We start from the raw sequence: 12,673 nt of genomic DNA, 5'->3' as shown, positions 1-12,673 counted from the left end.
GTTAAGGCAGTTTTGGGCTGTTCAACCAACCCACTGCTGCACCATGAAAAAGCTACTGTTTTCTGCCGCTGCATTGCCCAACCGCGCCATCGATGCGGCCTGGCTGCTGTTCCGCCTGCACCTAGGGCTATCCATTGCCGATGGCGCCGGCCTGCCCAAACTTACTAACCTGGCGGCCGTAGCCAGTGCCCAGGTACCCGGCCCGCCCGACTGGTTTGTGCAGCAAGTAGCGGGTCTGGGGTTCACGTTCCCGTCGCCGTACTTCTGGGCTGGGGCTGCTGTGTGGGGCGAGTTTGTAGGCGGCTTGCTGATTGCCCTAGGTTTGTTCACGCGCTGGAGCGGGCTGCAGCTGGCTTTCCAGTTTTTTGTGGTGGCCTTTATCTGGTACAACGACCCGTCCCCCATCACGGGCATGTACTATCAGCAGTTGCTGTTCTGGGCTTTTGTGGTGATAACGGCCGTGGGCCCCGGGCGCTATTCGCTTGATTACTGGCTGCTGCGCCGCCGCGCCGCCAGCTTGGTCGAGCTACCGAAAGTGGTAGCGCCGCGGCCGCAAGCCGCTACCGCCGCCTTGGCTTTTTTGCTGCTGGCCGCCACGGCTGGCTGGGCTGGCACGGTGCATTCAGATTTGTTTATCGAACCAGGCAAGCAGTTTGTGCTGGGCGGCTTGCAGGAAGGCAGCTTCCGGGTTGAGGCTTACAACAAAGGCAAGGTGCCAGTTGAGGTGAAGGAGCGGCCTCGCGGCGGCGGCATTTTCGGCAAGGCCACGCTGCTGCCGGGGAGGCGGGCGAGCTTGCAGTTCATGGCGGGCTCGGCGGCGGTGCTGCTTAACGCTTCGCCCAAGCAGCAGGCCAACCTAGCCCTGACCATTACGCGCGGTACGGGCCTGAGCATGAACTACGAGCCGGTGGGGCAGTTGCAGAAAGCCGACTAACCCAGCCGTTGTATCCGGCGGCTAAAAATTTGGCTCGAACCTAGGCCAAGTTGCACCACCGAAATTTCTTGCTACTTTTGTAGCATCATGCTGCACCAGTCCATTAAATGCAACTTTATGCTGTACGTCCAGCCCGCAATCGGGGCCGGAGTCGTGCCGTTGCATGCGAGAAAATGAAGCTAAAGCAGCTAATTCACCTTCTCTGATTTCAACAAAGCCCGGCTCCGCCCCACGGAGACCGGGCTTTTTTTCTGCCTAAGTAGTTCGTATGCAAGCCCCTCACTTCACCGCCGAAGACCACCTCGTGTGGAAGGTTCTCTTCGACCGCCAAACCGCCCTGCTGCACCGCCGGGCTGCGGCGCCGTTTGTGGCCGGGCTCAATCGCCTGGGCCTAACCCGCGACGCCGCGCCTAGCCTGGAAGACCTAGGGCAGCGCCTGCGCCAACACACCGGCTGGGACGTGGTACCCGCGCCCGGCCGCGTTGATGACCGCACCTTTCTGGGCCTGCTGGCCGAGCGCCGGTTCCCGGTTACGCAGTGGGTGCGCTCCATGCAGCATTTCGACTACATCTCGGGCCCCGATCTGTTCCACGATGCTTTCGGCCACTTGCCCTTGCTCACCGACCCCGAGTGGGCCACCTGGCTTGAGCATTTTGGGCAGGTAGCGCGCCACCACCTCGACGACGCGGCCGCCGTGCAGCAGCTGGTACGCTTGTTCTGGTACACGGCCGAGTTCGGCCTGGTGCAGGAGGGCGACAACCTGCGCGTGTTTGGTGCGGGCCTGCTGTCCTCGGCCTCGGAGCTGCACCACTGCCTTAGCCAGGAGGTTACGCGCCAGCCCCTGGATGTAGCCGCGGTGGTGGGCACGCCCATCGTGCGCGAGGGTTTTCAGGCGGCCTACTTTGTGCTGCCTAATTGGGCCGAGCTCGCCGATGCTACGGCCGAGTTGGCGGTTCGCCTTACGGCTGCCAACGTACCAGCCAGTATGTCGGCTGAGCAAGCGTAAAACTCATTTAGCCACGTTGTTAAGCAAAAGAAAAGGCCCGCGGCAAGCGGGCCTTTTCTTTTGCTTAACGGATTGGTTAGGAGCGCCGACGGCGGGTGAGTTGCCGGATACCCAGTGCACCCGCTGCTGCTACCAGCAACGATACGCCGCCATCAATCGGAATTTCGGTGGGGTTGTTGGGAGTAGGGCCGCCAGTGCCGGGGCCCTGGGCCATTGCCGAAACGGAGGCGGCCAACACCACCAGCAGTACAAGGAGTGCAGCTCGACTAAAGCAGAAGGCTTTAAGCATGGCCAAAGAAAAGGTAAAGTGCATCTGAAAGTTGCTTAAAGTAAAGCATGGCAGCATCGAATTACAAAAGTACCAATACCGATGCGCTAATTAACGATTACGCGCCTGGCTACCACTTGCTGGCCTAGGTGCAAGCGAAGTGTGTACACCCCGGGAGCCAGTTGCCTGAGTTTCATGGCTTGTTTGGTGTTGCCGGCCGGTATGGTTTGGCGCTGCACCTCTTGGCCCAAGGCATTGTACAGCACGGCCTCAACTGCTTGGTTGCCTGCCGGCAGGCTTAGCCAAAGCTGCTCGTGAGCGGGGTTCGGAAAAACATCCACCGCCGGTTTCGGGCTGGCACCTGCGTTAGCCAGCGGGCGGGCAGGCGTGAAAAGCAGGCTAAAACGCGCGCCAGCAAGCCCGGCTTCGGCGGTAAAAGTGTACGTGGGCTGCTTGCCTAGGTCGATTACGGCACCGGTGGCGGCGTCGCGCAGGTGCACGGCGGTGCCCGCCGGCAGGTTCAGCAACTCATCGGCGTTCAGGCTGTAAGTGCCGGCCGCGCCAAGGTAGGCATACAATGGTACGGCAACTGGCTCGGTAGCCAGCAGGGGTAGGCCACTAATCGAGAGCAATTGCTGCGGGTTGGGGCCTATGGCCAACACGTTGCCTCCGGCCGAGAGCTTAAAGGCATCAAAAGCCGAATCGAAAGCGGGCGTGGCATTGGGGTGGAAATATACCGCTACCTGATCGGAGAGGCCCGTGCCGTTGAGGCTGAGCTTGGCAATTGGGTGGGTTTGGGTGGTGCGCTCGAGGGGTACGTTGCTGAGGGTTGTAACCCGGGCCGCGTTGGTAAAAGTGAGGCTGCCGGTGGCGCCGGCCGTGCTGGTGCGCACAAAAAAGCCCTGGGCTACCGGAATGATGTTGCTGCCGCCGTTGGTGGCTACCCCGGTGCCCGCCACGTAGCTGGCGTAGGAGCCCGTGTACGGTCCGCTCGATTTGAACACGTACACCGTGTTATCGAGGTTGGTAGCGCCGGCGTACGTCAGGTTCCAGTCGATGGGCGAAGGGTAGGGGTTGCCGAGCAGGTGCCAGCCGGCCTGGCTTTGCGAATTGCGCCCCAGGCCGCCGCGGGTGATGGTGCCGTTGTTGGGCTGGCCCACAAAGTTCAGGGTTTGATTGGCGGCTATATTCACTGTGTACCCCTGGCCGGGCACCAGCAAATCGGCGGTGCTGCCCGGCGAAACCCACCCTAGGTCGAAATCAGCAACGGAGCCTTGGCCGCTCGTTGCCACGCGCGACTGGTCGTAGAAAAACACGTTCGGGAAAGGTGTTACGCTGGCAGGCTCGGGGGCGGTGTTGTAGGCGGGGTTTACCACCGGCGTAAAACCGGCCAGGTTGCTGGCCTGCATGCCGGCAATGGTGCTGTTGGCCACCGGCGACGACAAGTGCCGGTACCCCAGGCCGGCGTTGCGGCTGCCGCTGATGTAGCGCTGAATGCGGGCGCTGCCCGTTATGGCGGCGGCGCCCACGTTTACCACCGTGGCCGTGCCGCTGCCGGAAGATACCAGCGTAAGGTTGTTGTTGGCTGCCAGGTTGCCATTCAGCGTCAGGATTCTGCTGACTGCAACCGGCTCGGCAAGCTGAACGCCGGCAGCCCCAACCGTGAGGCTACCCACGCTTACGCTACCGCTGCCGCCAAATGTTTGCACCGCAGGCCCCGCAGTAAGCACCGTGCCCGGGCCACCTAGGGTTCCGTTGTTGGTGAGGTTGCCGGTAATGGTTAGCACGCCGCTGTCGGTAGTGCCGAACGCTGCGCTTGTGGCAATGGTAACGTTGCGGGCGGCGCCGCTTGTGCTTACCTGCGGCATACGCGGCACCCCGGCCGGTATGGTTATGTCGTCGGCGGCGGTGGGCACGCGGTTATTGCTCCAGTTGGCCGGGTCGTTGTAGTCCGTACTTACGGCCCCGGTCCAGACGCTGCCAGTGCCGGCAACCGGGTTCACGACTACCGTAACGGTGTAGGTTTGCGTTTGGGCCGGCGAGCCGTTGTCCTGCACCCGAAACGTCACCGTGTTGGTGCCCGCGTTGCACGGCGCGCCCGTTGCGCTGAAGTTGAGCGTGGGGTGCGGCGTGCCGTTGTTGGCTACCGTGGCCGTAGCGTTGCACAAGCCACCTAGGGCAGGCGTTACCGTAACGTTCTGGTTGCCTTCCGAGCCGAAAAATTGCGCCTCGATGCTGCGGGTTTCGCCTTGGTTGAGCGTGATGGTGCTGCTGGCAGCCAGGCCTACGGCTGCCGGCGGGTTGTTGCGGTTGCGTACCTGAAAGCTGATGCACTGGTTATCAAGCCAATCGACGCCGCCCGGCGTGTTGGACGTAGGCAGGTTGGGCAGGGCGTTGCCGGGCTTGTTAAAGCGGCCGAACTCAAAGAAATTCTGCTGGTCGCCCACGTTGCCGCCCACGGTAGCGCCTTGCAGGCCCCCAAAACCGCCCGAGCCGCCCGAGCTGCTGGCCGTGGTCCACTGCATATCGCCGTAGGCAAACGTTACATCGTCGCCGCTGAAGCCCGCCGCGGTGTTGGCCCGAATGATGACCTGAAAGGTATTCACCTTATCGGCCTGCTCCCGGTAGTAGCCCACGCGGTCGTAGGTAACCACCAGGCGGTCGGCAAACAGGCGGTACCAAATGGTGCCGCTGTTGTCGTTTTCGGTGTCCACATCAGCCCAAAACGGCGCCAGCATGGCAATATCCTCCTCGCCCTGCTCCAAAATAGGCAGGCCCGAAGAGTTGAAGGCGGGGTACGACTTATTGAATGTGATGTTGCCGTTGGTGTTGATGTACACCTCGGTGTAAGTGGTGCCGAAATACTGGAAACCGAAACCCAGCTGAATCGGACCCAGGGAAATGTCGTCGCCGCGGCCCACCTGCGTCCAACCGGCCGGATTGGCGGCATCAAAGGGTTCGGCGCAGGCCGGCAGCGTAGCCGTGGTGCGGCCTTGGAGGGGGCTGCCAGAGGGGCGCGGTACCCGAGCGGGCACCGGGTATTTGCCCAGCAGGCGCTCGGCTAGTTGGCGCTTGCGGGCCTGGTACTGCGGATCGGCAGCGGCGGGGTCCCAAACCCGCGGCGTTTGCTGCGCAATGGCCGTTGCTACCGGCGTGGCTGCCAGCAACCCAACCGTAAGCCACTGCCGAAAAAAGCGTAGAGTTGGTAGCATAATCGAAGGAGAGAACCTTGTGGTATCGGGGACTAAAAGGTACGGATACGGTTTTTTTAGTTTGGCCATTAAACAATAATTATTTGCATTTAGATGGGGCGAGCTTAGCTATGTGAAAACGTTCTGGCAATAGTATAAGCCCAACGCGCCCCGGCGCAGCTTCGGCCCCGAAGCTGCGCCGGGGCGCGTTGGGCGGCATGAGCCCGGTAATGGATTGCTGTATCAGCTCATCAGTAGGCCCAACCCAGGCGGCGGTACACAAAGTGCAGCAGCCACAGCGGGCCGATCAGCAGAAATTGCACATCCTTCAGGAAGCTCGGCTTTTTGCCTTCTACCTTGTGGCCCCAAAACTGCCCCACCCAGGCCAGCACGAAAATGATGAGGCACACGGCCCACAGCGGCAGCCCCGCTTGCGCTTCAACCAACCAAAGCAGCAGTGCTAAGCCTGTGCTTACCAGCACCATGCCCAAAGCCAAGGGCACCGAAAGGCGCACGTAGTACACCACGGTCAGCACCATCACCACGGTAGCCCAGTTCAGCCACGGGCTTATGCGCTGCACTGCCTCCGGCACCGGAATCGACCACAGCAGACCCAGGAGCGAAAACATAATCAGGGGCACGCAAACCCAGTGCACCAGCTTGTTGGTGGGGTTCTGGTGGCTTTCGCCGTATTCGTTCAGCAAGGAGGCAAGGGCAGCGGTGGGCATGGCGCGGGCGGGTTGGGGTGGCAACAATTGGCTTGCCGGAAGATAGCAGAACCGCCGGCCCATGCGCAACAAAAAGCCGCCGCAACCTAGGGCTGCGGCGGCGTGGCTCGGCGGGGGCGGCCCGGCTGGGCTAGCCCTTCAGCTTAAACTTCTTTTTGAGGTAGCCGAGCGCCAGCGCGTTGGCCTTGGTGGCGGCGGTAGCGTCGTACTTGGGGTTGCTGGGGTTGGCAAAGGCGTGCGCGGCCTCAAAGTTGTGCACCGTCAGCTGCTTGCCGGCCTTTTTCATATCACCCTGAAACTGCTTTACCACGGCTGGGCTGATGCTCTGATCCTGGGTAGCAAAAATGCCCAGCACATCGGTGTTCAGGGTTTTCAGCCGGGCCACGTCCTTTTCGGGCATGCCGTAGTAAACCACGCAGCCCGCGGCCTGCTTGCCGGCCAGCATAGCCGCCTGCAACGACCACCCGCCCCCGAAGCACCAACCCAGGGTGGCAACCTGGGCCTTGGGCCCGGCATGTTGCAGGGCTCCGCGGATAATGTTCTGGGCGCGGGTTTTATCCACGGTTTGCACCAGGCGGCTCGCCTCCGGCGCGGTGGTGGCCAGCTTGCCGTCGTACAAATCGATGGCCAGTACCGTAACGCCGGGCAGCGCGGCGGCCAGGCGGTCGGTTTCGCGCTTGATGTAGTCGTTCAGGCCCCACCACTCGTGTATCACGAACAGGTATTTGCCGTTGGGCTGCGCGGGTTTCACCTCGTAGCCGTAGGCGGTGCTGCTGTCGGGGGTGGTAAACGTGATGGTATGGCCGGTGGCCTGCGGGGTGTAGTCGAAGGGCAGGGGCGACTCGTGCCCGGTCATAAATGCCGGATCGGCGGCTAGTTGGGCAAAGGCTAGCATGGCATCGGGGGTGGGCTTAGCGCAGCACGGCGCCGGCTCTTGGGCCAGTACCGCAGTTGCGCCGCACAGCCAGGCTGCCACAAATGCGAACAGGTATTTCATGGGTTGTGGGTGAGTTTGGAAAGTGGGTTGGGGCGCTTAATCAGACCTCATACGGCGCTGTGGCCAAGCGTAGCCGCCGAAGTTTAGGCAGCTCTTTCTGGGCCCGGCTGCGGAGGGCTGCGCGGGCTTGGGGCAGCAGCGGTTCAAGAGCGTGCAGCAGCTCCTGAGCCAGGGCTGGGTGCTGCTCGCAGAGGCGGGTAGCGGCCGTAAGGGCAAAGGTTTGGGTGGCTACGGGCGTGGCTTGGTGGCTGAGGGCACGGAGGCATACGTCGAATGCCTGCGCCTGCAGCCCGGGCGGCACTGGGGCAAACTGCAGCGCGCGCATGGTGTTGCGCAGCACGGCATCGGGCAGGTTGGGCTGCTGGCAAAACTGCAGCAGCGCCCCTAGGTGCGGCATCAGCAACGCGGCCTCGGCTTCGGCGCAGTGGCCCAGCAGCCCGGCCGCCATTTGGGTAAGGCGCCTGGGGCCGGCAAACAGCAACCGCATCAGCTCGGCAAAACGGGTTTCGTCGGCTCCGATGTAGGCGGTAAGGAGTTGGTATTGCTGGCGCGAATGCTCGCGCAGAAGCTCGTCTTGCAGGTTCATGGGCCGCAAAGAAACGCCAAACAGGTCGCTAACCTCAGCTGCCTAGGTACGCTGGCGCCACCAGCACCTAGGCAGCCGGCATGGTGCGCACCAAAGCGCCCAGCTCGGTAAGCAGCGCGTAAAGGCCCACGTAAGTGCGGTTCAGGTAAATAAAGTGCTCGGAGCCGCGCGGCTCGCGCTCCTGCCGCAGCTCGGGGTTTTGCATCAGGTTGTCGCCGAGGGCGTAGAGCGACTCCAAGAAAGCCGGGTTGCCGAAGTCGAAGGTAGGTTGGCGGAACGGCTGGCCTACCAGCGCAAGCGAGTCGTGCAGGGTGCGCAGGTACAGCTCGCGCCGGGCAGCGGCGTCGGAGGGGCGCAGCACGCCGGCTTCTTCCAGCAAACCTAGGAGGCGGGCTTCGTCGTCGAGGGTTTCGGGGGCGAGCAGGGCCGTGAAGATGGCGTGCACCTCGGGGGGTATTTCCTTCACGCAGCCAAAATCGAGCACGCCCACGGTGCCGCCCGCATCGGCGCGAAGCAGGAAGTTGCCGGGGTGCGGATCGGCGTGCACCTGGCGCAGCTCGTTCAGCTGAAACATATAGAAATCCCACAAAGCCTGACCCAACTGGTTGCGCACCGCCTGACTGGGCTCGGTTTGCAGAAACTCGCGCAGATGCCGGCCCGGCAGCCAATCCATGGTCAGGATGCGGGCCGACGAAAGCTCGGGGTAGTACCTCGGAAACTCCAGGTGCGGCAGGTGGGCGCACTGCGCGGCAATTTGCTGGCCGCGGCGCAGCTCCAGGGCGTAGTCGGTTTCTTCGAGCAGGCGGGTTTCCACCTCCTCCAGGTAAGGGCGCACCTGGGCTTCGTCGAGGCCGAGGATGCGCAGGGCCACGGGCTTCACCAGCCCTAGGTCGGATTTGATGCTGGAAGCCACGCCGGGGTACTGCACCTTCACGGCCAGCTCCTTGGCACCCAGGCGCGCAAAGTGCACCTGCCCGATGCTGGCGGCCTGCCGGGCGGCGGGCTCAAACGCATCGAACAACTCGTAGGGCGACTTGCCGAACGCATCGCGAAAAGCCTTCACGACCAGCGGCCCCGAGAGCGGCGGCGTTTGGTACTGCGCCTGCGCAAACTGCTCGGCGTAGGCCGTGGGCAGAATGTTCTTCTCCATGGCCAGCATCTGCGCCACCTTCAGCACCGAGCCCTTCATTTGACTGAGCGCGCCGTAGAGCTCGGCCGCGTTGGCGGCGTGCAGGTCGTCCTGGCTTACCTCGGCGCCGGCGGCGCGCTTGGCGTAGTGCTTCACGTAGTTGGCGCCTACCTTCAGGCCGGTTTTGGCGAAGCGTGCGGCCCGCGCCACCTTGGTGGTGGGCAGCGACACCAAAGGCTGGCCACTGCCGGGCTCGGGCGCGGCGCCCTCGTTGGGGAGGTTGCTCATTAGCGGCGGCGCGATTGAAACAGGAAGCGGGCCAGGTCGAAAGCCGAATCCAGGGTGTTGGGGCCTACCAGGTCGAAGCTCAGGCGCACGGCTTTTTCCACGGCCGCATCGGTGCGCTCGAAGTTCAGCGAGTCATCCTTGGCGAAGAACCCGAGCACGAACAAGGCCTGCTGCCAAAACAAGCGCGGGTACCGCTGTTGCAACACGGGGCGGCGGGCTACCTCGTCGGTGCTTTGGCCGGCGTGCAAAATACCGCCCACAAAGGCCTGAAAGTCCTGCCGGAAATCGTCGAGTACGCGCGGCGTGAGGCCGGGCAGCTCGGGCATGTAGCGCCGGAGCGACTGCAGCGCGTAGCTGCGGTTTTGCTTCAGGATTTCGAGCAGCGTGAAGTAAAAGCCCAGCAGCTTCTCGCGGGCCGAGTACTCGGGCCACACGGCGTCTTTGCTGGCTTGCTCGCGGGCCTGCCGGCCAAAATCAGCCCAAATTTCGCGGTCGATGGCCTCGAAAGTGGGGTAGTAGCGGTAGAACTCGGCCTCCGGTATGCCGAGTTTTTTGGTAAGCTTGAAAACCGAGGCGGGCGGCGTGTTCTTGCGCAGTACGTAGTCGAAATACGCCTGCTTGATGCGGTCTTTCTCCATGCTGTTACAACCATTGAGCACGAAGGAAAGTTGAGCATTGATTTGGTGTAGCCCACGCCCCGAATTGCAGCTTAAATTTGCCTCAGGCTCTTAGCTTGTTCAAGGTCGAGCGTAGCTGCTGATCAACCTCCGCAACTGGCACGGCTTCCAATCCGCCAAGGGCACGAATTAACAGTAGCTCGCCCAACTGGCTCAAACGGAAGTTAGTTGCAGCCGTGGCATCTGCATAGAGTTCTGCCGTGCTAATCTCTTTTTCGCGCAACAATGAGCCATGTAGTCGACCTGCTAAGGTGCGACGACTAGCTGGAAAAGCTGCTTCATAAGGAGCTAAGATGGCTGTTGCGCAGTTTTGTGCTTGAGCCATATTTCCGACCTCAGAATGGAGTTGGCATTCCAGGGCTAGGGTCAGTTCAATCCAGGTCCAGCGGTTGAAGTCGTTTTCGAAAGGAATATCGTTCAGCAATTGACACACTTGTAGTGCCAGCACAGGCTGTTCGCTCACATATAGCCAATACGCCAAAAGCTGCGTTCGTCGGAGCGCGTCGGCAACAGTTGGTTTAAAGTTCTTAGCCAAACTGCTAGCTAAGCGGGCTAGTTGAGGGTGGTTGGACAGTTGACTAGCTACTTCGGCCAGTACCTTGCGCTTGGCTTCAATTTGCTCGGTTGCAGCTGCCATGTTCCAGCAAATGTATGGATGGCAACCATCTTACACTACAGCGTGATAAGCTGCACGGAACACCGCCACCGCCCGCTCGCGGGCAAACTTGTGGTCGACCATAGGGGCCGGATATGCCTTGGTGCCGTACTCGGGCACCCAGCGGCGTACGTACTCCAGCGTGGGGTCGAACTTTTGGAGCTGCGACTCGGGGCTGAACACCCGGAACCACGGCGCGGCCACCACGCCGGTGCCGGCCACCCACTGCCAGTTGCCCACGTTCAGGGCCAGGTCGTAATCGAGCAGCTTATCGGCAAAATACCGCTCGCCCAGGCGCCAATCAATGAGCAGGTGCTTGTTGAGGAAACCAGCCACGGCAATGCGGGCGCGGTTGTGCAGAAAGCCGGTTTGGTTTAGCTCGCGCATGCCGGCATCTACCAGCGGGTAGCCCGTTTGCCCATCGCACCAGCGCTGGTATTCTTCCTCGTTGTTGCGGTACTCCACGTGGCGCAACCTAGGGTTGTAGCTTTCGTGAGCCGTGTCGGGGAAGTGCCACATCAGCATCATGTAGTAGTCGCGCCACACCAGCTCGGCCAGCAGCTTGGGGTTGAACTCGTGGGCCTGGCGCATCAGCTCGCGCACGCTCAGGGTGCCAAAGCGTAGGTGCACCGAGCGGCGCGTGCTGCTGTTGGCCAGCCCCAGCCGGTCGCGGGTAAGGTGGTAGTCGCGCACGAAGTTTTCGGCCGGTATTTCGGCCGTGGGCACGTATTGCTCGAAGCGCTCAAACCCCATTTGCTCGAGGGTAGGGCGGGGTGGCGCGGGCAGGCACCCTAGGTGCTCGGCCCGGTACAGCTCGGCCGAGGGGTAGGGGCGCAGGTCTTCCTCGCGCAGCTTGGCCTCCCAGGCGTCGCGGTACATGCCAAAGGCCTTGTGCGGCGTGCCCGATTTGGTGAGCACCTCGTTTTTGGCGAAGATGACCTGATCCTTATACGCTTTGAAAGGCACGCCGCGGCTTTGCAGCAGCTCGGCTACTTCGGTGTCGCGCTGGGTGGCGTAGGGCTCGTAGTCTTCGTTGGTGAAAACCGCCCCTAGGTCGTGGCGCTCGAGCAGCTGCCGGAACACCTCCACGGGCTTGCCATAGTAGGCCAGAAAAGTGCCGCCCGCGGCTTCGGTTCGCCGGGCCAGGCGCTCCACCTCATCATAAATAAAGGTAAGGCGCGCATCGCGGGGGCGCGGCACGTAGTCGAGGATGTCGGTGTCGTAGATGAACAGCGGCACCACGGGCAGGCCGCTTTGCAGGGCGGCAGTCAGGCCGGCGTTATCGTGCTGCCGGAAGTCGCGGCGGTGCCAGAACAGCGCAATTTTCATGGGTAGGGCTTAGTTGTTAGGGCTTGGGGCTTAGTGACTGGCGCTCAGGTGATTGTTAAAGCCAAGCTTGCGGTGTCGGATAGTCGTCGGGATGTTGTGCAACCAGCAGCTGCCCGAACTAAGTCCTAACCACCAAGCCCTAAGTCCTGACGGCTACTTCAGCGTGGAGTAACCGCCGTCGACGCGGATGATCTGACCCGTAATGAAGCTAGCCGCATCGGAGAGCAAGAAAGCGGCCGACTCCGCCAAATCGGTAGGCTGGCCCACGCGCTGCAAGGGGTGGCGCTTGGCGCCGGCTTCCTGCTTTTCGGGCGTGTTCAATAAAGCCGCGGCCAGCGGAGTGTTGGTGAGCGAAGGCGCCAAGGCATTTACCCGAATGCCGCTGCCGGCGTACTCCGAGGCCAACGAGCGGGTTAGGCCCTCCAGCGCTGCCTTGGCCGTGGCAATGCTCGCGTGGAAGGGCATGCCGTTGTAAGCCGCCACCGTGCTAAACAGCACAACCGCGGCGTTGCCGGCTTTCTTCAGGCGCTTCATGCAGGCCTGCAGCACCTGCACGGCCCCCACCACATTCAGCTCAAAGTCTGCCCGGAACTGCTCGGCTCCCAGGCGCTCGAAGGGCCGCAGCAAAATAGAGCCGGGACAGTACACCACGCCGTGCAGCACCTCGGGCAAGCCGTCGAGGGCGGCGGCCTCAAACTGGGTTACGTCGAGGGGGAGGTGCTGGGCGCCCAGGGCTTGCAGCTCGGCGGATTGGTGGCGCGAGGCCGTAATAAGCGTGGCGCCTTGTTGCTGAAGCAGTTGGGCCGTAGCCAGGCCGATGCCCGAGGAGGCACCAACGACCAAAATGGTTTTGCCGGAGAAATCCATGCCGTGGGGTTGGGGTTG

At 62.2% G+C, this 12,673-nt stretch carries 12 protein-coding genes; 2 read left to right on the top strand and 10 right to left on the bottom strand.

All coding sequences use genetic code 11. From position 1 onward, the window contains the following. Positions 1–43 precede the first annotated feature (43 nt). Together OIS50_RS07625 and OIS50_RS07620 are read left to right on the top strand one after the other, a co-directional pair. The gene (locus OIS50_RS07625) at positions 44–934 is read left to right on the top strand and encodes a DoxX family protein (RefSeq protein ID WP_264693716.1); all 891 of its coding nucleotides are present in this window, start codon (positions 44–46) and stop codon (positions 932–934) included. Positions 935–1,202: 268 nt separating this feature from the next. Beyond that, entirely contained in the window at positions 1,203–1,940 is a 738-nt protein-coding gene (locus OIS50_RS07620; RefSeq protein ID WP_264693715.1) for a phenylalanine 4-monooxygenase, read from the top strand. A 76-nt stretch (positions 1,941–2,016) separates the two neighbouring features. Here OIS50_RS07620 and OIS50_RS07615 read toward each other — a convergent pair whose 3' ends face one another. From OIS50_RS07615 to OIS50_RS07570, 10 genes are all read right to left on the bottom strand, one after another. Continuing rightward, positions 2,017–2,229 (bottom strand): PID-CTERM protein-sorting domain-containing protein, encoded by a 213-nt coding sequence (locus OIS50_RS07615; RefSeq protein WP_264693714.1) that lies wholly within the window; start codon positions 2,227–2,229, stop codon positions 2,017–2,019. 86 nt (positions 2,230–2,315) lie between these two features. Beyond that, the gene (locus tag OIS50_RS07610; protein WP_264693713.1) at positions 2,316–5,420 is read right to left on the bottom strand and encodes a nidogen-like domain-containing protein; all 3,105 of its coding nucleotides are present in this window, start codon (positions 5,418–5,420) and stop codon (positions 2,316–2,318) included. A 230-nt stretch (positions 5,421–5,650) separates the two neighbouring features. Continuing rightward, entirely contained in the window at positions 5,651–6,127 is a 477-nt protein-coding gene (locus OIS50_RS07605) for an Mpo1 family 2-hydroxy fatty acid dioxygenase (protein WP_264693712.1), read from the bottom strand. A 130-nt stretch (positions 6,128–6,257) separates the two neighbouring features. Further along, complete coding sequence (locus tag OIS50_RS07600) at positions 6,258–7,124, bottom strand: dienelactone hydrolase family protein (protein WP_264693711.1); 867 nt, start codon at positions 7,122–7,124, stop codon at positions 6,258–6,260. A 40-nt stretch (positions 7,125–7,164) separates the two neighbouring features. Next, positions 7,165–7,710: a hypothetical protein gene (locus OIS50_RS07595; protein ID WP_264693710.1), complete on the bottom strand. Its 546-nt coding sequence runs from the start codon at positions 7,708–7,710 to the stop codon at positions 7,165–7,167. A 67-nt stretch (positions 7,711–7,777) separates the two neighbouring features. Beyond that, positions 7,778–9,127 carry an ABC1 kinase family protein gene (locus OIS50_RS07590; RefSeq protein ID WP_264693709.1) on the bottom strand — a complete coding sequence of 450 codons (1,350 nt, stop codon included), beginning with the start codon at positions 9,125–9,127 and terminating at the stop codon, positions 7,778–7,780. Further along, positions 9,127–9,765, bottom strand: a complete 639-nt coding sequence (locus tag OIS50_RS07585; RefSeq protein WP_264693708.1) for a TetR/AcrR family transcriptional regulator — start codon at positions 9,763–9,765, stop codon at positions 9,127–9,129. The genes OIS50_RS07590 and OIS50_RS07585 overlap by 1 nt, the downstream gene beginning before the upstream one ends. Before the next feature lie 82 nt (positions 9,766–9,847). Beyond that, entirely contained in the window at positions 9,848–10,441 is a 594-nt protein-coding gene (locus tag OIS50_RS07580; protein ID WP_264693707.1) for a DUF6707 family protein, read from the bottom strand. A 30-nt stretch (positions 10,442–10,471) separates the two neighbouring features. After that, positions 10,472–11,788 carry a cryptochrome/photolyase family protein gene (locus OIS50_RS07575; RefSeq protein ID WP_264693706.1) on the bottom strand — a complete coding sequence of 439 codons (1,317 nt, stop codon included), beginning with the start codon at positions 11,786–11,788 and terminating at the stop codon, positions 10,472–10,474. Positions 11,789–11,941: 153 nt separating this feature from the next. Beyond that, the gene (locus tag OIS50_RS07570) at positions 11,942–12,655 is read right to left on the bottom strand and encodes an SDR family NAD(P)-dependent oxidoreductase (RefSeq protein WP_264693705.1); all 714 of its coding nucleotides are present in this window, start codon (positions 12,653–12,655) and stop codon (positions 11,942–11,944) included. Positions 12,656–12,673: the final 18 nt, after the last annotated feature.

This window comes from Hymenobacter sp. YIM 151858-1, assembly GCF_025979705.1.
In the GTDB taxonomy this organism is placed as follows: domain Bacteria; phylum Bacteroidota; class Bacteroidia; order Cytophagales; family Hymenobacteraceae; genus Solirubrum.
The sequence above is the reverse complement of the archived record's forward strand: the minus strand, read 5'-3'. Positions and strand labels throughout refer to the sequence as shown.

Bases quoted from the DNA above. Each gene is read 5' to 3' on its own strand.
- OIS50_RS07625 (WP_264693716.1), top strand. From the start codon at position 44: ATGAAAAAGCTACTGTTTTCTGCCGCTGCATTGCCCAACCGCGCCATC.
- OIS50_RS07620 (WP_264693715.1), top strand. From the start codon at position 1,203: ATGCAAGCCCCTCACTTCACCGCCGAAGACCACCTCGTGTGGAAGGTT.
- OIS50_RS07615 (WP_264693714.1), bottom strand. From the start codon at position 2,229: ATGCTTAAAGCCTTCTGCTTTAGTCGAGCTGCACTCCTTGTACTGCTG.
- OIS50_RS07610 (WP_264693713.1), bottom strand. From the start codon at position 5,420: ATGCTACCAACTCTACGCTTTTTTCGGCAGTGGCTTACGGTTGGGTTG.
- OIS50_RS07605 (WP_264693712.1), bottom strand. From the start codon at position 6,127: ATGCCCACCGCTGCCCTTGCCTCCTTGCTGAACGAATACGGCGAAAGC.
- OIS50_RS07600 (WP_264693711.1), bottom strand. From the start codon at position 7,124: ATGAAATACCTGTTCGCATTTGTGGCAGCCTGGCTGTGCGGCGCAACT.
- OIS50_RS07595 (WP_264693710.1), bottom strand. From the start codon at position 7,710: ATGAACCTGCAAGACGAGCTTCTGCGCGAGCATTCGCGCCAGCAATAC.
- OIS50_RS07590 (WP_264693709.1), bottom strand. From the start codon at position 9,127: ATGAGCAACCTCCCCAACGAGGGCGCCGCGCCCGAGCCCGGCAGTGGC.
- OIS50_RS07585 (WP_264693708.1), bottom strand. From the start codon at position 9,765: ATGGAGAAAGACCGCATCAAGCAGGCGTATTTCGACTACGTACTGCGC.
- OIS50_RS07580 (WP_264693707.1), bottom strand. From the start codon at position 10,441: ATGGCAGCTGCAACCGAGCAAATTGAAGCCAAGCGCAAGGTACTGGCC.
- OIS50_RS07575 (WP_264693706.1), bottom strand. From the start codon at position 11,788: ATGAAAATTGCGCTGTTCTGGCACCGCCGCGACTTCCGGCAGCACGAT.
- OIS50_RS07570 (WP_264693705.1), bottom strand. From the start codon at position 12,655: ATGGATTTCTCCGGCAAAACCATTTTGGTCGTTGGTGCCTCCTCGGGC.